Raw genomic sequence first — 24,052 nt, forward strand, 5'->3', positions numbered from 1 at the left:
AAAGGTGAAGAGGTTATTCGCCGCGCGGGAACCGGGCGTCTTCCTCTACGATGTTCAGATCCATATGATTGCGCATGTAGCGTTCAGACGCTTTTTGCAGCGGCTGATAATCCCATGGGTAATATCCGCCTTGCCGCAGCGCTTCGTACACGACCCAGCGTTTTGCCTGGCTGGCGCGGACATCAGCGTCGAAACGATCCAAATCCCAGCGGGCTTCGGACTTTGCGCGCAAGGTTTGCAGTGTACCCGCATGTTCGGGGCTGTCTGCCAGATTGGTCATTTCGTGCGGGTCGGCCTCAAGATCAAACAGCTGATCAGGGTCCAACGCGCAGCGGTTGTATTTCCACTTGCCATAGCGCAGCGAAACCAGCGGCGCGTAAGACGCCTCGGCCGCGTACTCCATGGCTACTGGCGCTGTGCGTTCGACGCCTTTCGCTAGCGGCACGAGGTTTTCACCATCCGTCCACGGCGCGATTTCATCCATGTCTACACCTGCCAATGCCCCAAGGGTTGGTGTTACGTCGATGGTCGAAACCGGTGTATCGATCCGCCCAGCAGGCATATCCGGGGACGAAATCATCAGCGGCACGCGCGCCGAGGCTTCGTAGAAGTTCATTTTGAACCACAAGCCGCGTTCGCCCAGCATGTCGCCGTGATCCGAGACAAACAGAATGATCGCCTCTTGCCGGGTCGTTTCCAACACTTCTAGGATTTCGCCGATCTTGTCGTCCAGATAGGAGATATTGGCAAAATAGGCGCGACGGGATTTGCGGATATCTTCTTCGGTAATGTCAAAACTGCGCCAGTCATTGGCGTCGAAGATACGTTGGGCGTGCGGGTCCTGATTGCCGTAGCCGATATCAGCGACCTCGGGCTGTAGATGCTCGCAATCCTCGTACAGATCCCAGTATTTGCGACGGGCGACGTAAGGATCATGCGGATGGGTGAAGCTGACGGTCACACACCATGGGCGATCACCCTTGCCGCGCGCCAGATCATAAAGCTTGGCCTTGGCGTGATAGGCAACCTCGTCGTCGTATTCCATCTGGTTGGAAATCTCGGCAACGCCAGCACCGGTGACAGACCCCATGTTGTGATACCACCAGTCGATCCGCTCGCCCGGTTTGCGATAATCCGGGGTCCAGCCGAAATCAGCCGGATAGATATCAGTGGTCAGGCGATCCTCGAACCCGTGCATCTGATCCGGACCTACAAAATGCATCTTGCCCGAAAGGCATGTGTAATATCCTGACCGGCGCAGATGGTGTGCGTAGGTGGGGATGTCGCTGCGAAACTCGGCTGCGTTGTCATAGACGCCGGTGCGCGAAGGCAATTGACCGGACATGAAGCTGGCCCGCCCCGGCGCGCAGAGTGGCGACGCCGTGTAAGCATTGGCAAACCGGGTCGACCGTTCCGCTAGCTTCTTCAGGTTCGGGGCATGAAGCCAATCAGCGGGACCGTCGGGGAAGAGGGTCCCGTTGAGCTGATCCACCATCAGGATAAGAATGTTTGGTTTAGTCACTTTTCAGCCTCGAGCAGAGTGTTGAGCACGCGTATCGCGTGTGTCACGGCCAGTTGTGGTTCTTCCGGCGCGCTGAGAGCCGCGCGGATATACAACCCGTCAATAAGGGCGATCATGTTTTCGGCGGCTTCAACGGGATCCTGCATCTTGGAGCGCAAAGCGTATATCAGGTTTGAACGGATGCGTGCCTGATAGATCTGCCACAAACGCAGTGCATCCTCATTGGTTTGCGCCAGAACATAGAAGGTCATCCATGCAGCGATCACGTCGGGTGTGAAACACGAGGGGGCAAAACACGCCTCAATGATCGCCTGTGCCCGACCTTCCGGAGCAGACGCCTTCAGTTTGGCCCGCGCTTCATCACCAAAATCCGAAAGGATCTGACGCATGGCAGCCAAAAATATCTGATCCTTGCCACCGAAATAGTGATGCGCCAGTGCACTGGACATGCCCGCGCGCTTTGCAATCTGGCTGACAGTCACATCAAGGGATTTCTGCACGCCCAATTCTGCAATCGTCGCACGGACAATCGCATCCCTGCGAATTGGTTCCATTCCGACTTTCGGCATCACTTCCCCCTGAGCAAGCATCACGATGCCAAGCTAAGGGATTTTTATTGACTCGTCAATTAATGAAAATCCGAAGCGTGCCGACCTCACAGCTTCGGCGCAATACTCGGAGGCGTCAAGTCTCGACGGTTCAGGACTGCTTCGCGCCATGAGATGAAGCTGACGGCACACAGGATCAATGTGCCACCGGCAACGACCCAAACATCGACGCTTTCGTGGAACACAACAGCGCCCAGCAATGTGGCCCAGATCAGTTGAAGAAACGTGATCGGCTGCGTGACCGCCACCGGCGCGGCCTGCAAGGCGAGGGTCATGAGATAGTGCCCGGCTGTCGCAAAACAGGCCACCAGAAACAGAACCCCGAGATCATGCAAGCTGGGTTGAGTCCAGACGGCCACAGCAAATGGGATCAGCGCAAGCGTCACCCAAATCGACAGATGCGCCACGACGACCGAAGGTGGCACATCCCGCACCAGCAGCTTGGCCAAAAGATAAGAGCCACCCAGTGTCAGGGCCGTCCCCAGCATAGCCAAATGGCCTGCTGACACTTCTCGAAATCCTGGCCGCAGGATGATCAGTACCCCGACCAAAGCTACCAGAATTGCGGCTATCCGCCGAAAGGCCAGTTTTTCACCCAGAAACAGGGCTGCCCCCAAAGTCACGTAAACCGGCGTCATGTAGTTCATGGCAGTGACTTCAGCCAACGGGATCTGGGTCATGGCAAAGAACCACAGCATTACCGCAACCGCATGAACGACCCCACGCACTCCGAACAGGGTCAACAACCGGGGTGTCAGTTTGGTTGCCATGATCGACCGCAAAGCCGGGAGTAAGAACACCAGCCCCAGAACGTATCGCAGGAACGCGGCCTGGATCGGGTTCATGGTCGTGCCCAGGGACTTCACCAATGCCGTCATCACAACAAAGGACAGCCCGGCGGAAAACATCCAGAACATGCCTGCTAGGGGACGTGACGAAGCGGTGTGTGAGGTCATGCCATAGGTTGAACACTGAAACCAGACCCGGGACAACCCTTCACATGATAACAAGTTTCAGTGCGATACCCAGCATGACAACGCCAATCCCCACATCCAGCACCTGCCACGCCCGTGGTCGTGTAAAAACGGGCGACAAAATGCCCGCGCCATACCCAAGCGAAAAAAAGAACACAAAGCTGGAGAACATCGCACCCAGAGCGAACCCAAGACGGTCGTCATACTGCGCCGAGATTGAACCGATCAGGACTACAGTGTCCAAATAGACATGCGGGTTCAGCCAAGTGAACGCGAGCACCGTAAGAAGCGCGGCTTTCAGGCTGGTGCGCTGGCCATTGCCGATCTCCATCACCGCGCCACCCTGCCAAGCCGACTGCAGACTACGCAGCCCATACCAAGTCAGGAATGCGGCTCCGCCATAGCGCATCACGGTTTCGAACCATGGTATCGCCTGCGCCAGAGTGCCAAATCCAGCCACGCCCGCACCAATCAGCAAAGCATCAGATACCGCGCAGGTCAGGCACAGAATGAAAACATGCTCTCGCCGCAACCCCTGCCGCAGAATAAAGGCGTTTTGCGCCCCGATCGCGAGGATCAGGCTGAAACCCAGTGCGAAACCGGCGATCATGGATGTGGGCATGGGACCTCCTGCGAATTCCCAACGTTGACTAAGCCCCATGGCACGATCTATCAAATTAAAGATGTTACCCTCAATTAAGTTCCACTAATGTTTCTGGACCCTCACCACCTGTCTGCTTTGTCAGCCATTCTACGTCATGGCAGTTTTGACGCAGCAGCGGCGGAATTGGCTGTGACGCCTTCAGCCATCTCCCAACGGATAAAGGCACTGGAGGACCGGATTGGGGCATCACTGATCCATCGGGGTACGCCATGCACCGGAACGCCGGCAGGGCTGCGCATTGCCCGCTATGCTGAGGATGTCGGACTGCTTGAGGCGCAACTGGCCCGCGAATTGGCATTGGAAACGGATCCGGGATCGGCGCGTGTTCGCATTGCTGTGCCCGCCGATGTACTGGCCACGTGGTTTGTCGATGCAATGGCGCAAGTGCCCAATATGCTGTTCGATCTCGTCATCGACGATCAGGATCATTCGGCAGACTGGCTGAAACGAGGTGAGGTCAGCGCCGCTGTCACCGTTGGCGGGCACCCCGTTACGGGGTGTAACGTGACAGCGCTGGGTGTCCTGCGATACTTACCCACAGCCAGTCCGGCCTTCATCGACACGTGGTTCAAGGACGGCGTGACCGAGGGCACGCTCGGCAAAGCACCCTGCCTTGTCTTCAACCAAAAGGATGGTCTGCAAAAGGCGTGGCTGTCCCAATATATCGCCCCTCACCTGTCGCCCCCGTTTCATTTCCTGCCGTCCTCGCACGGATTCGTGGATGCGGCGATTGCCGGGCTCGGATGGGGCATGAACCCTGCGGCCCTTGCCCAAGACGCCTTGGATCAGGGGCTGTTGCGTCCCATCGCTGCAAATGCTCCGCTGGACATTTCCCTCAGCTGGCAGGTTGGGCGCGTACTTGCGCCTGCCCTCAAACCACTTACAAATGCGGTTCAACGTGCCGCAAAGCAGGTCCTGCTGCCCCCAAGCGCGAACTGATCGCACACCCCAATTTCGGAGGAACCGATGTTCTCACGCGATGCTCTCAGCTATGATCCAATTCCATTGCCAGACCGGTGCGAGATCAGCGATGCAGACATGCTAGACGCGGCACAGGCCTTTTACGACAAGATGCGCCAGCGCCATACGGTGCGGGATTTCAGCCCCCGCCCCGTCGACAGCACCGTGATCGAAATGTGTTTGCGCACGGCGGGCACCGCGCCTTCTGGCGCCAATCATCAACCTTGGCACTTTGCCGCGATCTCGGCCCCTGACCTAAAGCAGCGCATCCGCGAGGAAGCCGAGGAAGAAGAACGCAGGTTCTATGCGGGCGGCGCAGGTGATGAATGGATCAAAGCGCTTGAGCCCATCGGCACCAATGCAATCAAAGAGCACCTGACCATCGCCCCCTGGCTGATCGTGGTTTTCGCCCAGCGCTGGGGACAGTTCGACGATGGGACGCGATATAAGAATTACTACGTGCCGGAAAGCGTAAACATTGCCACCGGCTTTCTGCTGGCTGCTCTGCACCACGCGGGGCTCAGCACTTTGACCCATACCCCGAATCCGATGCGGTTTCTGAACGACGCGCTGGACCGGCCCGCATCAGAAAAACCGACGATGATCATCGCAGTTGGGCATTCTTCGGAAACCGCGACAGTGCCTGCAGTGGCAAAGCTGAAGAAACCGCTGGACGAGATCTCGTCGTTCTTCTGAGAACACGCGCTTTACTCCTGCGGCTGGGATGCGTCTTTCCGGACAGGCTGCATCATTAGATAGCATGTTACGCAGGACGCCAGGCTGACGGCGACAATGAAGGCGACTGCCAATGCGACCTCATGCATATGGGCAACTGCGGCCAATGCCGCCGAGAGAAGCACCGCTGACAAACGGGCAATTGATTTGACCGCAGCTGACCCCTGCACGCGGAGATCCTTGGGCGCGATGTCCAGAAAATACAGTTTGCGCGAACTGCTGATCCCCGTCACCGCCACGGTGACAACAAACAAAGCGATGGCATGCAGATGCACATCGTGATCGATGCCCAAATAGTGGAACGCCAAAAGGACGCTTCCGGTGGCGGCCACCATCAGGGTTCCAACCATCATGACAGCGCGATGGGACTTCATGTTCACGAATTGCCACAAAGGCCCTGAAACAAGATAACCTGAAGCAGAAGACACGATCATCGCGGTCAGACCTTTTGCCGAACTGTGATGCGCCTCTGCCGCGATCAGGGCGAAGAACGGTACAGAGAGCGAGACAGCTACCAAAGGCATACGCATAGCCATGTAACGCCGAAACCAAGGGTAATCGAACATGTTCAGAATACCCTGAACATTGGCCTTAAACGACAACCTCGGCTTGGTTTCAGCCCTCTTTACTGGTTCGACAGAGCGCGCATTCTCAGTCATCGCCAGCATCAAAAGCCCCGAGAGCATAAAAAACGCAACTGACACGCCGATCATTGTGGAATGGCGCGAAAACGGCGGGTTTTCCTTGGTGATCTGATGCACAAGCAAGGCAAGGCCGATGGCGCATAGCCCACCGCATCCGAGTTGCAGGTACTGCATCGCCATGCGTGATCGTGAATGGACATGATCGCCCAGCAGATCAGTGAACATCAGGTTTTGAACCTCGTCCACCAGACCAATCACAAAAAACACCGAAACGAAGATCACCGCAATCAACGGAACGACCCCGGTCGCAGCTGCGGCCATCGCCAGTACCAGACAGACGCCGATAACAGCTTCGGTCAGAGCAATGGCGCGTTTTTTCTGCGATTTTGCCGCGACAGGTTGCGCCAGAAAAAAATCGGAAATCATGCTGCCGACCATCCGCACCGAAACCAGCGCGCCTGCCACGAACATCGGCAGTTCGAAAGACACGGCCAGAAACGGCAATACCACCGAAGGGCTGCCCAAGGTCCACGCAACCTGAGACACAATACTCTGCCCGGTCAGAACCGGCACATTGCGTTTGGCAGTATCAGGTTTCTTGGACGTCATGGATCTTGGGGTCGCGTCTTTCCACAGTTCAACACCCACCCAGCCTAAGCGCATCTTGGGTTACAGCCAATAACCCATACGAATTGTCCTGAAACTAAAAAACCCGGCCAGATTGGCCGGGTTCCGCAATTGCATATTTTGCTTTTTTAGAGCTGAGCCATCACTTCGTCAGTGGCCTCAAAATTCGTCGTGACGCGCTGCACGTCATCATCGTCTTCCAGCGCATCAACCAGCTTCATCAGCTTTTGCATGTCTTCCAGACCCAGCTCGGTCGTGGTGGTGGGCTTCCAGACCAGTTTGGTGGACTCCGTTTCACCCAAAGCAGTTTCCAGAGCGTTCGAAACGTCGTTCAGATCCGTATCCGCACACCAGATGATGTGACCATCTTCTGAGCTTTCGACATCTTCGGCGCCTGCTTCGATGGCCGCTTCGAAAATGGTGTCCGCATCACCCGCAGTCGCCGGATAGAGAACTTCGCCCTTGCGTTCGAACATGAACCCAACCGAGCCCGTCTCGCCCAGATTGCCACCGTTCTTGGAAAAGGTCGAACGTACGGTCGACGCGGTGCGGTTGCGGTTGTCGGTCATTGTTTCAACAATCACGGCCACGCCGTTGGGGCCGTAGCCCTCATAGCGGATTTCTTCGTAATCGTCGCCGTCGCCCGCCTGCGACTTCTTGATGGCCCGGTCGATCACGTCCTTTGGGACCGAATTCGACTTGGCCTCTTTCACGGCCAGGCGCAGGCGCGGGTTCTTGTCGGGATCGGGGTCGCCCATCTTGGCGGCAACGGTGATCTCTTTCGACAGTTTGGAAAACAGTTTGGACCGCGCGGCGTCCTGACGTCCCTTGCGGTGCTGGATGTTGGCCCATTTTGAGTGGCCTGCCATGTTGCGTCCTCGTCATTCGTGATTTTGTGTTCGGCGCTCATATAGACGTTTGCGGGGGGCAGGATCAAGAGAGCGGCTTGCGACGACATCACTGACTTGTATGGTGACGACATGACGACAGATCAGATCATTCTTTTTTCACTTTTCATCACGGTCTTCGGAATGCTGCTTTGGGGTCGGTTTCGATACGACCTTGTAGCCTTTGCGGCACTGATGATCGGCGTTGTGCTGGGCGTCGTGCCTGTGAACGACGCCTTCGCCGGGTTCGGTCATCCGGCCACTATCATCGTGGCGCTGGTTCTGGTCGTCTCTGCCGGTCTGGTTCGGTCGGGGGCGGTGTTCTTGATCACCCGCACCCTGGTCGATGCCTCACGTGGATTGGGCGCGCATATCGCCCTGATGGGCGGGATCGGCGCAGTGCTGTCGGCCTTCATGAACAATGTGGCAGCATTGGCCCTGCTGATGCCCGTCGACATTCAGACCGCACGCAAAGCGGGGCGATCTGTGGGTCTGACCCTGATGCCGCTGAGCTTTGCCACCATTCTGGGGGGGATGGCGACGTTGATCGGCACCCCTCCGAACATCATCATCGCCTCGATCCGGGCCGAGACGCTGGGCGAGCCGTTTCACATGTTCGATTTTGCCCCGGTCGGTGGGCTGGCCGCGATCGCCGGTCTTGCTTTTGTCGCCCTGGTGGGCTGGCGTCTGATCCCAAATCGAGGGCCGCAAACCGAGACGTCTGAAGCGCTGGCAGAATACATCGCCGAGCTGACCGTTCCTCCCGAATCCGCGCATATCGGCAAACGGGTCAGCGAGCTTTATGAGGCCGCCGAAAAATCCGACGTGGCCATTATTGGCCTCATCCGCGACGGCAAGCGGCGCTATGGCCGCTCTGCCCATACCACACTGAAAGAAGGCGACGCATTGGTTCTGGAAGCCCGGCCCGAGGCGCTGGATGAATTCCGTGCCGCGCTTAATCTGGATTTCTCAGACACACGGCGGCAGGAACTTCTGACGGCTGAGGGTGACGGGCTGGAAGTGATCGAAGTGGTTGTGCCGGAAAGTGCCCGCATCACTGGCCGCACTGCACAAGGTCTTGGGCTGGCATGGCGGCAGAGCACCGTCCTGATGGGCATTTCGCGCCAAGGTCGGCAGATCACCCAACAGGTCCGCAAGACTGAGGTTGAGCCCGGTGATATCCTGTTACTGCTCTGCCCCCGCGACCGCGCTGCGGATGTAACGGAGTGGCTGGGCTGCCTGCCCCTTGCCGGGCGCGGGCTGAACGTCACTGCAAATGATAAGGCGTGGCTGGCCATCGGCCTGTTTGCTGCCGCCGTTTTGGCCGCCAGTGTCGGGTTGATCTACTTGCCTGTTGCCCTGGGGTTAGTGGTCATTGCATATGTGCTGACTAAGATCATGCCGATCGCCGACATCTATAACCACATCGAATGGCCGGTGGTTGTCCTTTTAGGTTCCATGATCCCGCTGGGCAGTGCATTGGAGACCTCGGGCGGGACTGAACTAATCGCGAATGCGCTGATCCAACTGACCGATGGCCTTCCCGCCTGGGCCATCCTGACCGTTTTGATGGTCGTGACCATGACTCTGTCTGATGTCCTGAACAACACAGCCACCGCCATTGTCGCTGCACCAGTTGGGATACAAATGGCCCGCACGCTCGAGGTTTCGCCCGATCCGTTCCTGATGACGGTTGCCGTTGCGGCCTCGGCCGCGTTCCTCACGCCTATCGGGCACAAGAACAATACGCTGGTTTTGGGACCTGGTGGCTATCGGTTCGGAGATTACTGGCGTATGGGTCTGCCGCTTGAGGTGCTGATCATCGCGGTTTCCATCCCCGCCATCCTTGTCTTTTGGCCGTTGTGACGGGTAAAGGCAGCACATGAAACGCTTTTTGATCCTGCAACTGCGCCCGGAAACGGATGCGTCCGACGCCGAATACGCCTCGATTCTGGACAAGACCCGCCTTACGCCCGAGCAGACCCACCGTATCCGGCTGGATTGTGAGGATTTGCCTGACAGCTTGGATGTGACGGAATATGCGGGCGTCATCGTTGGCGGAGGTCCCGGTTGTGTCAGCGATGACCCCGCAACAAAATCCGACTTGGACGCAAAGATCGAAGATGCGGTCATGGGGCTCATGCCGCAGATCACGGCGCAAGATCATCCCTTCATGGGCTGCTGCTATGGTTTAGGCGTTCTGGCTGCACATTTAGGTGGCGACGTGAGCAAAACCCGTTACGGCGAACCGGTCGGCCCGTCAGCCTGCCGCCTGACGGCAGACGGCGTGTCAGACCCGCTGACCACTGGGCTGACCCCCGAATTCGACGCCTTCGTCGGCCACAAAGAGGCCGTCCAGACTTTGCCGGAGGGCTGCGTGCATCTTGTCTCCTCAGACCCCTGCCCGATTCAGATGATCCGCTTTGGCCAGAACGTCTATGCCACACAGTTTCACCCCGAAGCGGATGCGAAGGACTTTGAGCAGCGCATCAACATCTACAAACATCACGGTTATTTCCCGCCCGAAGACGCCCAACGTTTGATCGATATCTGCAACGCCGCTGACGTCACCCAACCCGGCGAAATCCTGCTCCGGTTCGTCGAACGTTACAAGTGACCTAACGGCGCGGTTGCCTGCGGCTTTCATGCTCGCATAGGCTGATCCGAAACGACTTTGGGAGGAGTTGTTCTTGGATTTTCTAATCAATGTCGGCCTGCCGATCTCGCTGGCCATTATCATGCTATCCCTTGGCATCGGGCTAGAGATCGCGGATTTCCGGCGTGTGCTGAACCGAAAATACCCGTTTGCAATTGGTGCGATCTGTCAAGTGGTGCTTCTACCAATTGCTGCTTTTGTTACTGTCACTCTGTTTGGCCTGCCCCCTGAAATAGCGGTGGGCTTTATGCTGCTCAGCTTTTGCCCGGGCGGTGTGACCAGTAACATTCTGACCAAACTGGCAAAGGGTGACGTGGCGCTTTCCGTTAGCCTGACTGCGGTGATCAGCATTCTGTCTATCCTGACAGTGCCCTTTCTGGCGGCATGGTCCATCACCTATTTTATGGGGGAAAATGCCCCGGACGTTTCGATCAGCGGTCTGGCCGTTGCCATGTTCCTGATCACCACCCTTCCTGTGGCAATCGGCATCGGGGTTCGCAGATTTGCAACCGGGTTTGCAAACCGTATCGACGGCGGACTTTCAAAGCTAGCAACTGCTTTGTTTGTTGTGATCGTCGTGGCCGCCCTGGCCGGAAACTGGCAGATTTTCGTTGATAACTTGGGCATTATGGGCGCTGGTCTGATCTCACTTAACGTTGCCCTTTTGCTCATCGGGCTGGGGATCGCACGTGCTGCAAATCTGTCATGGGCCGAGTGTAAAAGCATCTCAATTGACACAGGCATCCAGAACTCGACACTGGGTATAACGCTGGCGGCACTTATCACGGGCACAGAGAGCGGGTTTAGCCCTCTGGCTTTGCCGTCCGCTGTCTACGGGATCACGATGTATGCGGTCGTGCTACCGTTCCTCGTTTGGTTTCGCAGACGCTGAAAGGACAGTTCATGACCAATAATACAGCAGATGCGATTGTCGTCGGCGCGGGCCTGGCGGGGTTGGCAGCCGCGGCTGAGCTGGGGGATCGGGGAAAAAGGGTAATCATTGTCGATCAAGAGGCCGAGAGCTTTCTGGGTGGTCAGGCATTCTGGAGCCTTGGTGGACTGTTCATGGTCGACACGCCGGAACAACGCCGGATGGGCATCAAGGACAGCCAAGATCTTGCCCTACTTGACTGGATGGGCAGCGCGCAGTTTGACCGCACGGAAGACGCCTGGCCCCGCAAATGGGCCGAAAGTTATGTCGAGTTTGCCGCGGGCGAGATGCGCCCATGGTTGCACGAGATGGGCCTGCGCTGGTTTCCGGTGGTGGGTTGGGCCGAGCGTGGTGGTTCCTATGCGAACGGGCACGGAAACTCGGTTCCCCGTTTTCACATAACGTGGGGCACAGGACCCGGCGTGCTGGAGCACTTTATCCGTCGTGTAAAAGAGCATGCCAGCGCCGGGTTGATCCAGATGAAATTCCGCCACCAGGTCAGCCATATCATCATGCAAAATGGCGCCGCCAAGGGCGTGTCCGGTGAAGTGCTGGCCGATGACACTGCCCAGCGCGGCGGCAAGACCAACCGCGACGAAGTGGGCGAGTTCGAGGTCTATGCGCCCTCGATCATCGTCACCTCTGGCGGTATCGGTGGTAACTTTGAAATGGTGCGGCAGAACTGGCCCAAGGATCGTCTGGGGGAACCGCCGCAGAAGATGGTGGCAGGCGTACCCTTTCACGTCGATGGCCGCATGATCGGGATCAGCGAAAAAGCGGGCGGCCATGTCATCAATGGCGACCGCATGTGGCATTACACCGAAGGCGTGCGCAACTGGAATCCGATCTGGCCCGACCACGGCATTCGCATTCTGCCCGGCCCCAGCTCGATGTGGTTCGACGCCAAGGGCAACCGCCTCGCGCCACCCTGCCTGCCAGGGTTCGATACGCTGGGTACGCTGCGCGAAATTCTGAAGACAGGGTACGAATACAGCTGGTTTGTTCTGACCCAGAAGGTCATCAAGAAGGAATTCGCCCTGTCCGGGTCTGAACAGAACCCCGATTTCACCTCGGGCAGTTGGAAAGAGGTGATCCGTCAGCGCGTCCTGTCGGGGTCCAAGGCAACCGCCCCGGTCGAAGCGTTCAAGGAACATGGCGAGGATTTCGTCGTGGCCAACACGTTGACCGAACTGGTCAACGGGATGAACCATCTGGGCGGCGGTCTGATTGACGAAGCGCACCTGCGCGCGCAGATCGAAGCACGAGATTCTCAGGTCGACAATCCATTCTCAAAAGACGCGCAGATGATGGCGATCCTGGCGGCTAGAAACTACCGCGGCGACAAGCTGATCCGCACCGCCAAGCCACATAAATTCCTCGACCCGGCCAACGGCCCGCTGATCGCGGTCAAGCTACACGTCCTGACACGCAAGACGTTGGGCGGGCTTCAGACCAATATGGACAGCCAGATGATCGGAGCGGATGGGCAGGTGGTGTCCGGCCTGTTCGCAGCAGGCGAAGTCGCCGGGTTCGGCGGTGGCGGCTATCACGGCTACAACGCGCTGGAGGGTACGTTTCTGGGCGGTTGCATCTTTTCGGGGCGCAACGCAGGGCGGTCAAGGGCCGTCGCCTGACGGCCCCATCGCGTTACTTACGGGTCAGCTTAATCACCGGCTCTCCGTCCGCATCCAAAAGGGCCAGTGCGTTGCCTTGCATTGCGAACGTCGTGACGCTTTGCATCGCTTTCAGAAACTGCCGTTCGACCTCATCCATCGGGGGTGGACACGCCATGAGTGTCGCAGCCATGTTGTCCGGGAATTCGATCCGATTAGCAGAAATCTCTGCCTGACCACTAAACCGATTACAACCGCCGCTTCCCGAAAACGCACCGCTTTGCCCGAAAGCAAGCTCGGGACGTTTTTCAGTCTCAATAGGCGCGCCGTTCAGGCCTGAGGCGACCCATTCCGTGTTTTCCAGCATAGCAGCTTCCTGATGCTGAACCTGTACCATCAACAGGTCGGCGGTATTCTCTGCGCCATTGGTCAGAACCGGGTAATTAGTATCAGTCGTGAACAGCAGTTTTTGCCCCTGCATGACTGAAGCGCGCACCGCGTATCTATACCCGTCCTTAATCAACGCATCATCATAGGTCAGTTCAAATTGCGCCGGCACCCCGGTCAGCGCGTATCTCTGCGCAGCAAGTGTCACAGCCGGAGCATCAGCCAGTGAGATATCCTGAAGTTCGACAAAAAGAGTTGCGTCGGGCGGGACCGCAATACGCTCTCGGTAGGATGCGTTCCCTGCAACGGTGCCTGCAATCGCGACATTGCTTATGACGGTCGCAAACGCTGCGCCTGCAAATGTAGAACGTCCTATCGTCAGCATGGCTAATCCCCTTTGCAAGTTTTATTCACAAAAGATTGTATATTGTCCGCCATTTACAAGCCTGCCTCCGACAAAGTGGCAAATCTGCGCCGATATTATAGTGGCCAGATCAACGGGATAAGCAGGGACGCCAGCAGTCCAACCGTCAGGTTAAGCGGAACGCCCACTTTCATGAAGTCAGTGAACCTGTAGCCACCGGGACCGTAGACCATCATGTTGGTCTGGTATCCGATCGGTGTTGCAAAGGATGCCGATGCCGCCACCATAACCGCGACCACCAGCGGGCGTGGATCAATCCCTACAGCCTGCGCCAAACCAATGGCAATCGGGGTGACGACAACCGCGACGGCGTTGTTGGAAACCAATTCGGTCAGCACCGAGGTCAGCAAGTAAATCGCCCAGATAATCAGGAATGGCGGCAAAGTACTGAGCCCCGGCGCTATGGCCTCGACGATCAGAGAGACCGCGCCGGAACTGTTCAGCGCCGCACCTATAGCCAGCATCGCAAAGATCAGCGCCAGCAGCCGACCTTCAACAAAGGAAAACGCTTCATCAGCATCAATGCAGCGGGTCAAAAGAACCACAGCAACGGCCACAATCGACAACAGCAGGATCGGCGCGACGCCCAGCGCGGCAAGAGCGACGATCCCGACAAGCGCGCCAATTGCAATTGGCGCGTGGCTGCGACGGAAGGCGCGCGCGGACGGCTGGGTGACATCTACCATATCCATTTCGGCTGCAAGCCGTTTAATGTCCGCCGGGGCACCTTCCAGAAGCAGAGTATCCCCAACCCTGACCACCAAATCATCCAACTGGCGACCGATATTCTGGTTACGGCGGTGCACCGCCAACACGTAGACGCCATAACGACGCCGAAGCCGCATCATTCCAAGGGTCCGACCCACCAAACGGCATCCGGGCGTGATCAGCACCTCAACCGTCTTGGTTTCAACGGCGGACACCTGATCCACGCGTTTGAGCTCTCTGTTGCGCTGAAGGCTCAGCAGTTCGGTCATCTCGGTGCGTAAAACCACCCGATCGCCAACTTTCAGTTCGACGCCTTTCAGGTTACGCCGCAGCGACTCGTCCCCCCGAATGACATCGATCAGACGCACACCAGGGCGTTTGAACAACTGTACCCCGGTTACTTCGCGCCCGATCAGGTTACTGTCCGGCGGAATGACAGCTTCGGTGAAGAACTTCATCTTGGACCGATCGCTGAGCAGTGACGCCATGCTGTCCCGCTCGGGCAACAGCTTGGGCGCAATGAACCGCAAATAGATCATGCCGTAGATCACCAGCGCGATCCCCAGTGGCGTGACTTCGAAAATCGTGAAGGCTTTCATCCCCTGAGCGCGAGCGACACCATCAACGAGCAGGTTGGTCGACGTGCCGATCAGCGTCAGCGTGCCGCCCAGAATGGCGGCATAGCTCAGCGGAATCAACAGTTTCGACGCAGGTACGTTCAGCGTGCGGGCGATCTGAACAAAGACCGGGATCATCACCACAACAACAGGTGTATTCGACACCACCGCCGAAGCCAGCACGACAAACGCCATAAGCAACCCGATGGCGAAACGCGGGTTGACCTGAGCCTGTTTCTGCGCAGTCGAGGTGAATGAGTCCAACGCCCCCGTTCGCACCAAAGCCCCCATGATGATGAACATCGCGCCAATCGTCCAGGGCGCAGGGTTGGACAGAACCGCCAACGCGCTTTGATAGGGCAGGATGCCTGTGACAAGCATCAGCGAGACGCCACCAATGGCCACGACCTCGGTCGGATAAACCTCGCGCAGGAACATGACGAACATGCCCGCAACGATGAGCAGCGCCAGAATTGCGCTGCCTGTGTCTGTCAGTGAAAGGAAATTCATTCGTGGTATTCTGTCCGAACCCGGGCCCAAGCGCCTGATGACATGCAGTTTCACGCATTGCGCGCAGCAGAGCAAGTCTGACGTTGATTAATCAGGCCCAGCCTGTTCAAGACGCCCCCCGACGCGCACCATACGCACAGATTTAGCCTGACCGTCGCGATCATTGGTTTCCACGAACACGCCGCTCAACGTGGCCTCGCCATTGGCAGGGGTGAACCGCGCCTTGGGCATTCCGGTGATGAAGCGGCGCATCGGTTCCTGCTTGTCCATGCCGATGACCGAGTCGTAGTCGCCGCACATGCCCGCATCCGTCAGATACGCTGTACCACCGGGCAAAATTTGAGAATCCGCAGTCGGCACATGGGTATGTGTTCCCACCACGAGGCTGGAACGTTTATCGCAATAATGGCCCATCGCCATCTTCTCGGACGTCGCCTCGCAATGCATGTCCACGATGATAGCCTGCGCCTGCCCTCCGCGAGGATGCGACTTCAGGATCGGTTCAATGGCCGAGAACGGATCGTCAAACGGCCGTTTCATGAAGACCTGCCCCAGCACCTGCACCACCAGAACCTTGCGCCCGCCCGGCGCGTTGAACAGTCGATGCCCCCGCCCCGGTGCTCCTTTGGCAAAGTTCACCGGACGCACGATACGCTGTTCTTTATCGATGTATTGCAACATATCCTTCTGGTCGAAGGCATGATCACCCAGCGTCAGACAATCCGCACCAGCATCCAGAAGCAGCTTGGCGTGATCACCGCTTAGCCCCATTCCGTTCGACGCGTTTTCACCGTTGACCACAACAAAATCCAGCCGCCATTCGTCGCGAAGACGTGGCAAATGCTGCTGAACGGCTGCGCGGCCCGCGCGCCCCATGACATCACCAAGAAATAAAATCCTCATGATCCGGGTCGTAGGGGCTGTGCAGGGCAATAACAAGGCGGAAGCATGAAATTTGCCGCAGAGTTGAGGGTTGAATTAACATTCAAGCGCGGCAATGTTTTGAAATAGCGTTTGAATACAGAAGGAATTCTTTGTGAAAGCTCTAATTTTTCTGACCGCCTGCCTTTTGACCGCTTCGGCTGCGGGGGCGGAAGGCACCAAAACATCCATGCCCAATCCGGCGGCAACATTTTGCATCGAAAACGACGGGACTTACCAACTTCGGAAAAACGAAGATGGCAGCGTTTATGGCGTCTGCATTTTGAAAGACGGCACCGAAGTTGATGCCTGGGATTATTTACGCAGCCACTTCGAGCAGTAACAGCTAGAAGGTCAGTACCCGGCTTTCCGTGATGACCATATCCAGCTGTTGGTCGGTTGGCTCCAGCGGCAGGCCCTCTGCCTCCTGCGCGTCAAAGGCAAAGCCGATGGCAAGCGTCGGACGTTTGGCGCGCAGACCTTCCAGAGTACGGTCATAGAACCCGCCACCATAACCCAGTCGACCGCCTTTTGCATCAAACGCGACCAGCGGCACGATCAGAATCTCGGGGTCGAAATAGTCATCCACCTCGGGCACTTTGGCTCCGAACGGGCCATCTTTCAGCGCCCCTTCGGGTGTCCAGCGAGAGAATTTCAAAGGGCGACCGGCGGCCTGAATGACCGGCACCCCCACCGGCCCATAAGCTGATGCCTCGGCCATCGCGGGCAGCGGGTCGATCTCGGTCCGGATCGGCATATAGCCTGACATCGGCACTCCGCGATGGCCTGCCAAAACCTCGGACAAACGCCCTGCAGCTCCTGGTGAACACGCATCAAATGCAGCCTTGCGGCGCGCAAAGGCCGCTTTGCGGGCTGCGGCTTTGATTTCGGTCAGATCGGTCACAGTAGCACCACGCTGGCAAGCCCAAGAAAGATGAAGAACCCCATGACATCCGTTGTGGTTGTTACAAAGGTTCCAGACGCCAGCGCCGGGTCAACGCCCAAACGGTCCAGCACGACCGGTACTACCGTACCCGCGAACCCTGCGATGATCATGTTCACGACCAAGGCGGACCCGATCACGACACCCAAGAGCGGAGAATCGAACCACAACATCCCCACGGTTCCCAATACGATGGCGAAACACAGCCCGTTGAGCATACCGACCAGCAACTCGCGTCGGATCACCCGCATCACGTTTGCATTGGTCAGGTCGCGCGTCGCCAGTGCGCGCACGGCTACCGTCAGCGATTGCGTGCCCGCGTTGCCGCCCATCGAGGCCACAATCGGCATCAGGATGGCCAATGCGACCAACTGATCAATCGCCGCCTCAAACTGTGAAATCACCAGCGAGGCACAGATCGCCGTACACAGATTCACCGCCAGCCATGGCAATCGTCGCCGACTGGTTGCCGCCACGCTGTCGGACAAAGAGCTTTCATTGCTGACACCGGCAAGACGCAGAATGTCTTCTTCGTGCTCTTCATCCAGAACCACCATCGCGTCGTCGATGGTGATAACGCCAACCAGACGCCCATCCTCGTCCACCACCGGGGACGAGATCAGGTGATACTGGTTGAAGGCATAGGCCACGTCTTCCTCGTCCTGATCGACGGGGATGATGTGAAACTCCTCCTCCGCAAGGTCGTGCAGCGGCACCTCGCGCCGCGTCGCCATCAACTTGCCCAATGTCACCTGCGCCACCGGCTTCAGGCGTGGATCGACCAGCACCACGTGATAGAACTGCTCGGGCAGGTCATCATTTGCGCGCATGAAATCAATGGCTTGCCCGACCGTCCAATGCTCGGGCGACATGACGACCTCGCGCTGCATGAGACGACCGGCCGAGTTCTCAGGGTAAGACAGCGCCTGTTCGGCTGCTACCCGTTCGGAATCCTCCAGCGCATCCAGAATGGTTTCCTGCTGAGGTTCCTCAAGGTCTTCCAGCAGGTCAACGACGTCGTCGCTTTCCATCTCGCGCACGGCTTCGGCCAGAACGTCCGGCTTTAGGACCGAGATCACCTCTTCGCGGACCGACTCATCCAGTTCAGACAGGATGTCGCCATCAAATTCCTTGTCATACAGTCGGATCAGGCGGGCCCGGTCAAACGGATTGATCTGTTCCAGAAGGTCAGCGATGTCGGCCGCATGCAGCGGCTCCATCAGCTCAATCAGCTTGTCGCGATCATCGATATCCACCGCATAGAGGATCCCCGCCACTGCCTTGGGATCCAGCGCATAGGCGTCTTCGTCCCGGGGCTGATCGTATCCGGCTTCGTCACTGCCTGTCGTCATGCGCGGCCCCCTTAATTCGGCGATTGACTTCTAAATAGAAGAAGCAGCTACCGGAAAACAATGACAATGCACCGATTTACCCACTTCTTTCGTCTGCCTATGCTGATGCGCGGTTCCAAACAGGTGGAGAATAGGGACAATGGCGCAAAAGACGCTTTTGAAAGGGCGCGTTCTGAGTTTCACGGCCTCACCCTTTGACGGAGAGCCGACCGAGGCCACCCGGCTGGACGAAGCGGTTGTCATCGAAGACGGTCGCATTGCAGATGTCGGCACCGCCGATGCGTTGGCGCAGGCTCATCCTGATGCAATCACCAAGGATCACGGCAACCATCTGATCATGGCAGGGTTTGTGGACCCACACGTGCATTACCCGCAAACGGCGATGATCGCCAGCTGGGGTAAACGGCTGATCGACTGGCTGAACACTTACACCTTCCCGGAAGAGATGAAGTTCGGCGATCTGGGCTATGCGACCGAAATTGCCAATCGCTATCTGGACCTGACTGCCGCACATGGCACCACCACCATGTGCAGCTTTTGCACGATCCATCCCGAAAGCGTGGACGCGTTCTTTACAGCAGCGCAACAACGCGGGCAACGGGTAGTGGCAGGTAAGACCTGCATGGATCGCAATGCGCCTGAAGGTCTGCGCGACACGGCTCAAACCGCCTATGATCAATCGGCAACTCTTCTGGAAAAGTGGCACCGTGTCGACCGACTGTCCTATGCCATCACTCCACGCTTTTCCCCTACCTCAACTCCCGAGCAACTTGAGGCGATGGGCGCTCTATGGGCCGAACATCCGCACTGCCTGATGCAAACTCATCTGAGCGAGCAAACAGATGAAATCGAATGGGTCCAGTCGCTGTTCCCGGATGCGCGGGATTATCTGGACACGTACGAGAAGTTCGGCCTGCTGGGTCAGAATGCCCTGTATGGGCACGTCATCCATCTGGAAGACCGGGAGCGGGATCGGCTGCGTGAGGTCGATGCGTCGTTGATCCACTGCCCCACTTCCAACACCTTCATCGGGTCGGGCCTGTTCGACATGAACGGGCTGGTCCATGATGGCCACCGTATCGGTCTGGCCACCGATACAGGCGGAGGGTCCAGCTTCTCGATGCTACGTACCATGGCTGCCGCCTATGAGATCGGCCAGTTGCGTGGTCGCCCGCTGCACTCGGCGCAATTGCTTTGGCTGGGTACAGTAGGGTCCGCGCGGAGCCTGCGGATGGATGACTGCATTGGCAATGTCGCCCCAGGAATGGAGGCGGATCTGGTAGTGCTCGACCTCGCCTCGACCCCGGCCATCGCCCAGCGCGAGGCCCATGCAGAAGATGTTTGGGAGGCGATCTTCCCGACCATCATGATGGGTGATGATCGGGCCGTGGCAGAGGTTTGGATCGGCGGGCAGCAGGCAGTTTAAGCCTGCAGCGCCCGAGCAAGCGCATTCTGACGCTCGATCACGCGGGGCAGATCAATCGTTGCGATCTGCCCGTCGCGCACGATTTGACGGCCTTCGACAAACAGATGTTTCACGGTCATCGGCCCCGCCAAAAGCAGAGCCGCCGGATCCCAACTACCTGCGCTTTCGATGCTGCGCGTATCCCATACCGCAATATCAGCGCGTTTGCCTGGCATGAGTCGCCCACAATCCGGACGTCCCAATACGTCGGCTCCGCCGCGCGTCGCAATCTCCAACGCTTCGCGGGCTGACATGGCATCTGCGCCATTGGCTACCCGTTGCAACAGCATCGCCTGCCGGGCCTCCAGCATCAGGTTGCCATTGTCATTGCTGGCCGATCCATCCGCGCCAAGGCCAACCATGACGCCTGCATCCCGCATCGCCCGTACTGGCGCGATGCCAGATCCGAGACGACAATTTGAGCAGGGGCAGTGGGCCACGCCTGTTTTGGTTCGCGAAAACAGGTCGATCTCGGCCCCGTCCAGCTTGACGCAATGGGCGTGCCAGACATCAGCGCCGGTCCAGCCCAAATCTTCGGCATACTGACCGGGGCGACAGCCGAATTGTGCCTGCGAATAGGCGATATCTTCGTCATTCTCGGCCAAATGAGTGTGCAGCATCACGCCTTTGTCCCGCGCCAGCACGGCTGCATCGCGCATCAGGTCTCGGCTTACAGAGAACGGCGAACACGGGGCGAGGCCGACGCGGCACATCGACCCTTCCGACGGGTCATGAAACGCATCAACGACACGGATCATGTCGTTCAGAATGGCGGCTTCGTCTTCCACTAGACTGTCCGGCGGCAGACCACCGTCACTTTCGCCAATGCTCATCGCGCCACGCGTCGGCTGGAACCGCATCCCCAGCTCCGACGCGGCAGCAATCGTATCCTCCAGCCGCGCGCCATTGGGGTAAAGGTAAAGGTGATCGGAACTGAGCGAACAGCCAGACAGCGCCAGCTCGGCCAATCCAATCTGGGCCGAAGTGAACATTTCGTCCGGTCCAAACCTTGCCCAGATCGGGTAAAGCGTTTGCAGCCACCCGAACAACAACGCATCCTGCCCGCCCGGAACAGCACGGGTCAGGGTTTGGTAAAGGTGGTGATGGGTGTTCACCAGACCGGGTGTAATCAGACACCCCGTCGCGTCGTGAACGTCGCCCTGTGTCTGCAACCCGCGACCAATTTCGGCGATCTGCCCGTCGCAGATAAGAATGTCAGCCCCGGGCATCTCTTGCCGGGTATCGTCCATCGTCAGGATCAGATCGGCATTCTTGAGTAGGATTTCTGTCATATCGCGCTCCTGCATCTGCCCGTTTCATGCAAGGAGTGCGTGTGCCGGCGGAAAACGGGCTCAAGAACCGGCTAAATCCGGTTTAATCGTCATTGGCCCGCCCGGCAACAGAATTCAGAAATGACGCAATACCTGAAGGGCCGCGGCGTGTAGGTCCGCATTTGAAGCAGCCAGGGCACGACCCCCTTCATGGGCCGGACCACCCTGCCAATCGGTGACAATACCGCCCGCCGCCTGAATAACGGCAATAGGTGCCTGAATATCATAGGAATTCAGGCCCGCCTCGATCACCAGGTCCGCCTGGCCTGCCGCAAGAAGCGCATAAGCGTAGCAATCCATTCCATAGCGCGTCAGTTTCACCTGCTCGGACACGGCCTGAAACCCTGCCTTGTCTTCCGGGGTGCCGACTTCGGGAAAGGTTGTGAACAGGGTCGCTTGTTCCAGCGTCTTCGTCTTGCGTGTCTGCAAAGCGGTGGTCCCGTGCGGACCAGTCAGTTGAGCCCCAGATGAGGATCCCACAAAACGCTCTCCGATATAGGGTTGATCGATCACCCCCATGAACGGTCCATCCTGATCGCTTAGCGCGATCAGAACTCCCCAGGTTGGCGTACCGCTGATAAATCCACGGGTGCCATCGATAGGGTCCAGAACCCAGGTTCGACCACTGGTGCCTTTGTGTTCGCCGAACTCTTCGCCCAGAATGCTGTCATCCGGGCGTTGACGGGCCAGAACCTCACGCATCGCCTGTTCAGCCGCGCGGTCGGCCACCGTGACAGGATCAAACCCATCGGCTAGCTTGTTCGCGGTTTCCAGATCTGCTTGACGAAAGAAAGGAAGAATGGCCGCGCGTGCCGCTTCGGCCATTTCTTCGGCAATTTCGAGGTCACTGAACGTCGTCGGTTGCATAGCCCACAGGTGCGAGCAATGCCCCCCAAAGTCAAGTCTATCAGGCGACTTCGCTGAGAACGCGAGCTAGCTCAAACAAGCGGCGGCGCTGGTTTTCTGGAATCGCATAGTAAGAGCGCACCAGATCCAAAGCTTCCTTGTCGCCCATCAGGTCAGCCGGAACAGATTTTTTGTCCGCATCGCTTTTTTCGGCTTCTTCCAAACCTTCGAAGAAAAAGCTGACCGGCACGTCCAATGCCTCGGCAATGTCCCACAGGCGAGATGCGCTGATTCGGTTGGCCCCGGTCTCATATTTCTGGATTTGCTGAAACTTGATACCAACTTGTTGCGCCAACTGCTGCTGGGTCATGCCAATCAGCCAGCGGCGATGCCGAACGCGCTTGCCCACATGGACATCGACGTGATGAGTCATTGGTATTCTCCTATACTACACAAACATCTACGCGGGAGTTCGCGACGTCCGATATCGCAGACTTAGAGGTTTCCCCTTAACTTCCTCCTAATTCGGATTGCGCCGCCTCCCCCGCACAGCACTAGACGCTTATAATGCCGGTTTTGAAATTTTTTTCAAGGCGGTTGAGTCGAGCCCCCTCAGGAAGGGCTGTGGTTGTATTGAATTGAGCCTACCGCGCCCGTTTAAGTTGTTCCCCCAAAGCCCCCTGATTTTCCTCTTCAACACCGTTTCCTCAAAGCAATTGACTTTTGTTATCACGCTCGCGCCTATGGCCAAAAAGACGAGGACAATTATGCGGGCCTATCGCATTCAATCTGACGGGGCGGCTGCCCAACTATGCAGCCTTGAGGTGCCAGAACCAGGCAAGGGTCAGGTGCGCGTTGCAATCAAGGCATGTGGTTTGAACTTCGCCGATTTGCTGATGCAAAAGGGCAGCTATCAGGATACACCCGCTGCTCCGTTTACCCTCGGCATGGAAATTGCGGGGGTTGTCGATGCCGTCGGAGCAGGCGTGTCACAATTGAAACCCGGTGACCGCATCGCGGTGTATTCGGGTCAAGGTGGGCTGGCAGAATATGGCGTGTTCGACGCCGACCGGGCGGTTCTTCTACCGGAAAGCACCAGCTTTGAAGAGGCCGCCGCCATCCAGATTGCATATGGCACCAGCCACATGGCGTTGGATCATCGGGCCAGACTGCAACCCGGTGAAACGCTACTGGTCACAGGGGCAGCGGGTGGTGTTGGGCTGACCGCTGTTGAAATCGGAAAACTCATGGGTGCCACCGTCATCGCGCATGCACGCGGCCAGGATAAACTGGCCGTGGCCAAGGCTGCAGGAGCCGATCATCTGATAGACGCCTCTGAGGACCTCAGAGAGCGGGTCAAAGCCCTGGGCGGCGCGGATGTAGTGTATGATGCCATCGGCGGCGACGTGTTCAAAGCCGCCTTCCGCGCCACGAACCCCGAAGGCCGCTTGTTGCCAATCGGTTTTGCCGGGGGCGAGGTTCCGCAAATCCCTGCCAACCATCTTCTGGTCAAGAATCTAACTGTGATCGGGTTTTACATCGGTGGTTACCTGAGATTCCGCCCCGAAGTGGTGCACAACAGCTTCGATACCCTGTTCCGTTGGCACGCAGAAGGTCGGATCAAGCCACATATCAGTCACATCCTGCCGCTTGAACAGGTGGCTCTTGGACTGCAATTGCTGAAAGAGCGGAAATCGACGGGCAAGATTGTCATCACACCCTGATCG

The 24,052-nt window shown here is 57.8% G+C and carries 23 protein-coding genes; 9 read left to right on the plus strand and 14 right to left on the minus strand.

The genetic code is table 11. The features are described from left to right. Positions 1 to 13: 13 nt before the first annotated feature. The 4 genes from betC to AC2FJZ_RS03540 all read right to left on the minus strand — a co-directional run bounded on the left by betC (position 14) and on the right by AC2FJZ_RS03540 (position 3,726). A complete protein-coding gene (gene betC / locus AC2FJZ_RS03525; RefSeq protein WP_496776070.1) occupies positions 14 to 1,522 on the minus strand; it encodes a choline-sulfatase in 1,509 nt (502 codons plus the stop codon). Continuing rightward, positions 1,519 to 2,091 carry a choline-binding transcriptional repressor BetI gene (gene betI / locus AC2FJZ_RS03530; protein ID WP_050603028.1) on the minus strand — a complete coding sequence of 191 codons (573 nt, stop codon included), beginning with the start codon at positions 2,089 to 2,091 and terminating at the stop codon, positions 1,519 to 1,521. Before betI ends, betC begins: the two co-directional genes overlap by 4 nt. Before the next feature lie 86 nt (positions 2,092 to 2,177). Next, entirely contained in the window at positions 2,178 to 3,047 is an 870-nt protein-coding gene (locus tag AC2FJZ_RS03535; protein ID WP_496776071.1) for a DMT family transporter, read from the minus strand. A gap of 79 nt (positions 3,048 to 3,126) precedes the next feature. Next, complete coding sequence (locus tag AC2FJZ_RS03540) at positions 3,127 to 3,726, minus strand: LysE/ArgO family amino acid transporter (protein WP_050602909.1); 600 nt, start codon at positions 3,724 to 3,726, stop codon at positions 3,127 to 3,129. An 87-nt stretch (positions 3,727 to 3,813) separates the two neighbouring features. Between AC2FJZ_RS03540 and AC2FJZ_RS03545 the strand changes: the two genes are divergently transcribed. After that, positions 3,814 to 4,707, plus strand: coding sequence for a LysR family transcriptional regulator ArgP (locus AC2FJZ_RS03545; protein ID WP_050602910.1), 894 nt, complete (start codon positions 3,814 to 3,816; stop codon positions 4,705 to 4,707). A 27-nt stretch (positions 4,708 to 4,734) separates the two neighbouring features. After that, positions 4,735 to 5,424, plus strand: coding sequence for a nitroreductase family protein (locus tag AC2FJZ_RS03550; RefSeq protein ID WP_496776072.1), 690 nt, complete (start codon positions 4,735 to 4,737; stop codon positions 5,422 to 5,424). Between the two features lie 11 nt (positions 5,425 to 5,435). Here AC2FJZ_RS03550 and AC2FJZ_RS03555 read toward each other — a convergent pair whose 3' ends face one another. Together AC2FJZ_RS03555 and AC2FJZ_RS03560 are read right to left on the minus strand one after the other, a co-directional pair. Beyond that, the gene (locus AC2FJZ_RS03555; protein ID WP_496776073.1) at positions 5,436 to 6,716 is read right to left on the minus strand and encodes an MFS transporter; all 1,281 of its coding nucleotides are present in this window, start codon (positions 6,714 to 6,716) and stop codon (positions 5,436 to 5,438) included. Between the two features lie 146 nt (positions 6,717 to 6,862). Next, the gene (locus tag AC2FJZ_RS03560) at positions 6,863 to 7,603 is read right to left on the minus strand and encodes a YebC/PmpR family DNA-binding transcriptional regulator (RefSeq protein WP_050602913.1); all 741 of its coding nucleotides are present in this window, start codon (positions 7,601 to 7,603) and stop codon (positions 6,863 to 6,865) included. Positions 7,604 to 7,714: 111 nt separating this feature from the next. Between AC2FJZ_RS03560 and AC2FJZ_RS03565 the strand changes: the two genes are divergently transcribed. From AC2FJZ_RS03565 to AC2FJZ_RS03580, 4 genes are all read left to right on the plus strand, one after another. Beyond that, complete coding sequence (locus AC2FJZ_RS03565) at positions 7,715 to 9,487, plus strand: SLC13 family permease (protein ID WP_050603029.1); 1,773 nt, start codon at positions 7,715 to 7,717, stop codon at positions 9,485 to 9,487. Between the two features lie 16 nt (positions 9,488 to 9,503). After that, a complete protein-coding gene (locus AC2FJZ_RS03570) occupies positions 9,504 to 10,238 on the plus strand; it encodes a glutamine amidotransferase (protein WP_496776074.1) in 735 nt (244 codons plus the stop codon). A 73-nt stretch (positions 10,239 to 10,311) separates the two neighbouring features. Continuing rightward, a complete protein-coding gene (locus AC2FJZ_RS03575; protein ID WP_496776075.1) occupies positions 10,312 to 11,169 on the plus strand; it encodes a bile acid:sodium symporter family protein in 858 nt (285 codons plus the stop codon). Positions 11,170 to 11,180: 11 nt separating this feature from the next. After that, a complete protein-coding gene (locus tag AC2FJZ_RS03580; RefSeq protein WP_496776076.1) occupies positions 11,181 to 12,842 on the plus strand; it encodes an FAD-binding dehydrogenase in 1,662 nt (553 codons plus the stop codon). Positions 12,843 to 12,855: 13 nt separating this feature from the next. On the opposite strand, the gene AC2FJZ_RS03585 is transcribed toward AC2FJZ_RS03580, so the two are convergent. From AC2FJZ_RS03585 to AC2FJZ_RS03595, 3 genes are all read right to left on the minus strand, one after another. Further along, a complete protein-coding gene (locus AC2FJZ_RS03585; protein WP_496667733.1) occupies positions 12,856 to 13,593 on the minus strand; it encodes a YbaY family lipoprotein in 738 nt (245 codons plus the stop codon). A 95-nt stretch (positions 13,594 to 13,688) separates the two neighbouring features. Beyond that, on the minus strand, positions 13,689 to 15,467 hold the full coding sequence (locus AC2FJZ_RS03590) for an SLC13 family permease (protein ID WP_050602917.1): 1,779 nt from the start codon (positions 15,465 to 15,467) through the stop codon (positions 13,689 to 13,691). Between the two features lie 87 nt (positions 15,468 to 15,554). Further along, positions 15,555 to 16,370 carry a TIGR00282 family metallophosphoesterase gene (locus AC2FJZ_RS03595; protein ID WP_496667732.1) on the minus strand — a complete coding sequence of 272 codons (816 nt, stop codon included), beginning with the start codon at positions 16,368 to 16,370 and terminating at the stop codon, positions 15,555 to 15,557. Between the two features lie 133 nt (positions 16,371 to 16,503). Between AC2FJZ_RS03595 and AC2FJZ_RS03600 the strand changes: the two genes are divergently transcribed. After that, positions 16,504 to 16,731, plus strand: coding sequence for a putative hemolysin (locus AC2FJZ_RS03600; RefSeq protein WP_496776077.1), 228 nt, complete (start codon positions 16,504 to 16,506; stop codon positions 16,729 to 16,731). A gap of 3 nt (positions 16,732 to 16,734) precedes the next feature. On the opposite strand, the gene AC2FJZ_RS03605 is transcribed toward AC2FJZ_RS03600, so the two are convergent. Both AC2FJZ_RS03605 and mgtE read right to left on the minus strand, forming a co-directional pair. Continuing rightward, entirely contained in the window at positions 16,735 to 17,292 is a 558-nt protein-coding gene (locus tag AC2FJZ_RS03605; protein ID WP_496667730.1) for a 5-formyltetrahydrofolate cyclo-ligase, read from the minus strand. Continuing rightward, a complete protein-coding gene (gene mgtE / locus AC2FJZ_RS03610; protein WP_050602921.1) occupies positions 17,289 to 18,683 on the minus strand; it encodes a magnesium transporter in 1,395 nt (464 codons plus the stop codon). The genes AC2FJZ_RS03605 and mgtE overlap by 4 nt, the downstream gene beginning before the upstream one ends. A gap of 139 nt (positions 18,684 to 18,822) precedes the next feature. Here mgtE and guaD point away from each other — a divergent pair, with 139 nt between their 5' ends. Beyond that, positions 18,823 to 20,109, plus strand: a complete 1,287-nt coding sequence (gene guaD, locus AC2FJZ_RS03615; RefSeq protein ID WP_496776078.1) for a guanine deaminase — start codon at positions 18,823 to 18,825, stop codon at positions 20,107 to 20,109. On the opposite strand, the gene AC2FJZ_RS03620 is transcribed toward guaD, so the two are convergent. The 3 genes from AC2FJZ_RS03620 to AC2FJZ_RS03630 all read right to left on the minus strand — a co-directional run bounded on the left by AC2FJZ_RS03620 (position 20,106) and on the right by AC2FJZ_RS03630 (position 22,758). Next, on the minus strand, positions 20,106 to 21,440 hold the full coding sequence (locus AC2FJZ_RS03620) for an 8-oxoguanine deaminase (RefSeq protein ID WP_496776079.1): 1,335 nt from the start codon (positions 21,438 to 21,440) through the stop codon (positions 20,106 to 20,108). The two genes, guaD and AC2FJZ_RS03620, sit on opposite strands and share 4 nt — an antisense overlap. Before the next feature lie 114 nt (positions 21,441 to 21,554). Continuing rightward, on the minus strand, positions 21,555 to 22,346 hold the full coding sequence (gene hisN, locus AC2FJZ_RS03625; protein ID WP_496776080.1) for a histidinol-phosphatase: 792 nt from the start codon (positions 22,344 to 22,346) through the stop codon (positions 21,555 to 21,557). A gap of 40 nt (positions 22,347 to 22,386) precedes the next feature. After that, a complete protein-coding gene (locus AC2FJZ_RS03630) occupies positions 22,387 to 22,758 on the minus strand; it encodes a helix-turn-helix domain-containing protein (protein ID WP_050602923.1) in 372 nt (123 codons plus the stop codon). A gap of 334 nt (positions 22,759 to 23,092) precedes the next feature. Between AC2FJZ_RS03630 and AC2FJZ_RS03635 the strand changes: the two genes are divergently transcribed. Further along, complete coding sequence (locus tag AC2FJZ_RS03635; protein WP_496776081.1) at positions 23,093 to 24,049, plus strand: NADPH:quinone oxidoreductase family protein; 957 nt, start codon at positions 23,093 to 23,095, stop codon at positions 24,047 to 24,049. Positions 24,050 to 24,052 lie beyond the last annotated feature (3 nt).

The sequence above is a fragment of the Ruegeria sp. CDSA079 genome (assembly GCF_059612245.1).

Excerpts from the sequence above, each read along its gene's own strand:
- mgtE (WP_050602921.1), bottom strand. The coding sequence starts at position 18,683 with ATGACGACAGGCAGTGACGAAGCCGGATACGATCAGCCCCGGGACGAA.
- AC2FJZ_RS03635 (WP_496776081.1), top strand. The coding sequence starts at position 23,093 with ATGCGGGCCTATCGCATTCAATCTGACGGGGCGGCTGCCCAACTATGC.
- AC2FJZ_RS03540 (WP_050602909.1), bottom strand. The coding sequence starts at position 3,726 with ATGCCCACATCCATGATCGCCGGTTTCGCACTGGGTTTCAGCCTGATC.
- AC2FJZ_RS03550 (WP_496776072.1), top strand. The coding sequence starts at position 4,735 with ATGTTCTCACGCGATGCTCTCAGCTATGATCCAATTCCATTGCCAGAC.
- hisN (WP_496776080.1), bottom strand. The coding sequence starts at position 22,346 with ATGCAACCGACGACGTTCAGTGACCTCGAAATTGCCGAAGAAATGGCC.
- guaD (WP_496776078.1), top strand. The coding sequence starts at position 18,823 with ATGGCGCAAAAGACGCTTTTGAAAGGGCGCGTTCTGAGTTTCACGGCC.
- betI (WP_050603028.1), bottom strand. The coding sequence starts at position 2,091 with ATGCCGAAAGTCGGAATGGAACCAATTCGCAGGGATGCGATTGTCCGT.
- AC2FJZ_RS03585 (WP_496667733.1), bottom strand. The coding sequence starts at position 13,593 with ATGCTGACGATAGGACGTTCTACATTTGCAGGCGCAGCGTTTGCGACC.
- AC2FJZ_RS03560 (WP_050602913.1), bottom strand. The coding sequence starts at position 7,603 with ATGGCAGGCCACTCAAAATGGGCCAACATCCAGCACCGCAAGGGACGT.
- AC2FJZ_RS03565 (WP_050603029.1), top strand. The coding sequence starts at position 7,715 with ATGACGACAGATCAGATCATTCTTTTTTCACTTTTCATCACGGTCTTC.
- AC2FJZ_RS03620 (WP_496776079.1), bottom strand. The coding sequence starts at position 21,440 with ATGACAGAAATCCTACTCAAGAATGCCGATCTGATCCTGACGATGGAC.
- AC2FJZ_RS03555 (WP_496776073.1), bottom strand. The coding sequence starts at position 6,716 with ATGACGTCCAAGAAACCTGATACTGCCAAACGCAATGTGCCGGTTCTG.
- AC2FJZ_RS03535 (WP_496776071.1), bottom strand. The coding sequence starts at position 3,047 with ATGTTCTGGATGTTTTCCGCCGGGCTGTCCTTTGTTGTGATGACGGCA.
- AC2FJZ_RS03580 (WP_496776076.1), top strand. The coding sequence starts at position 11,181 with ATGACCAATAATACAGCAGATGCGATTGTCGTCGGCGCGGGCCTGGCG.
- AC2FJZ_RS03630 (WP_050602923.1), bottom strand. The coding sequence starts at position 22,758 with ATGACTCATCACGTCGATGTCCATGTGGGCAAGCGCGTTCGGCATCGC.
- AC2FJZ_RS03545 (WP_050602910.1), top strand. The coding sequence starts at position 3,814 with ATGTTTCTGGACCCTCACCACCTGTCTGCTTTGTCAGCCATTCTACGT.
- AC2FJZ_RS03595 (WP_496667732.1), bottom strand. The coding sequence starts at position 16,370 with ATGAGGATTTTATTTCTTGGTGATGTCATGGGGCGCGCGGGCCGCGCA.
- AC2FJZ_RS03570 (WP_496776074.1), top strand. The coding sequence starts at position 9,504 with ATGAAACGCTTTTTGATCCTGCAACTGCGCCCGGAAACGGATGCGTCC.
- AC2FJZ_RS03590 (WP_050602917.1), bottom strand. The coding sequence starts at position 15,467 with ATGAATTTCCTTTCACTGACAGACACAGGCAGCGCAATTCTGGCGCTG.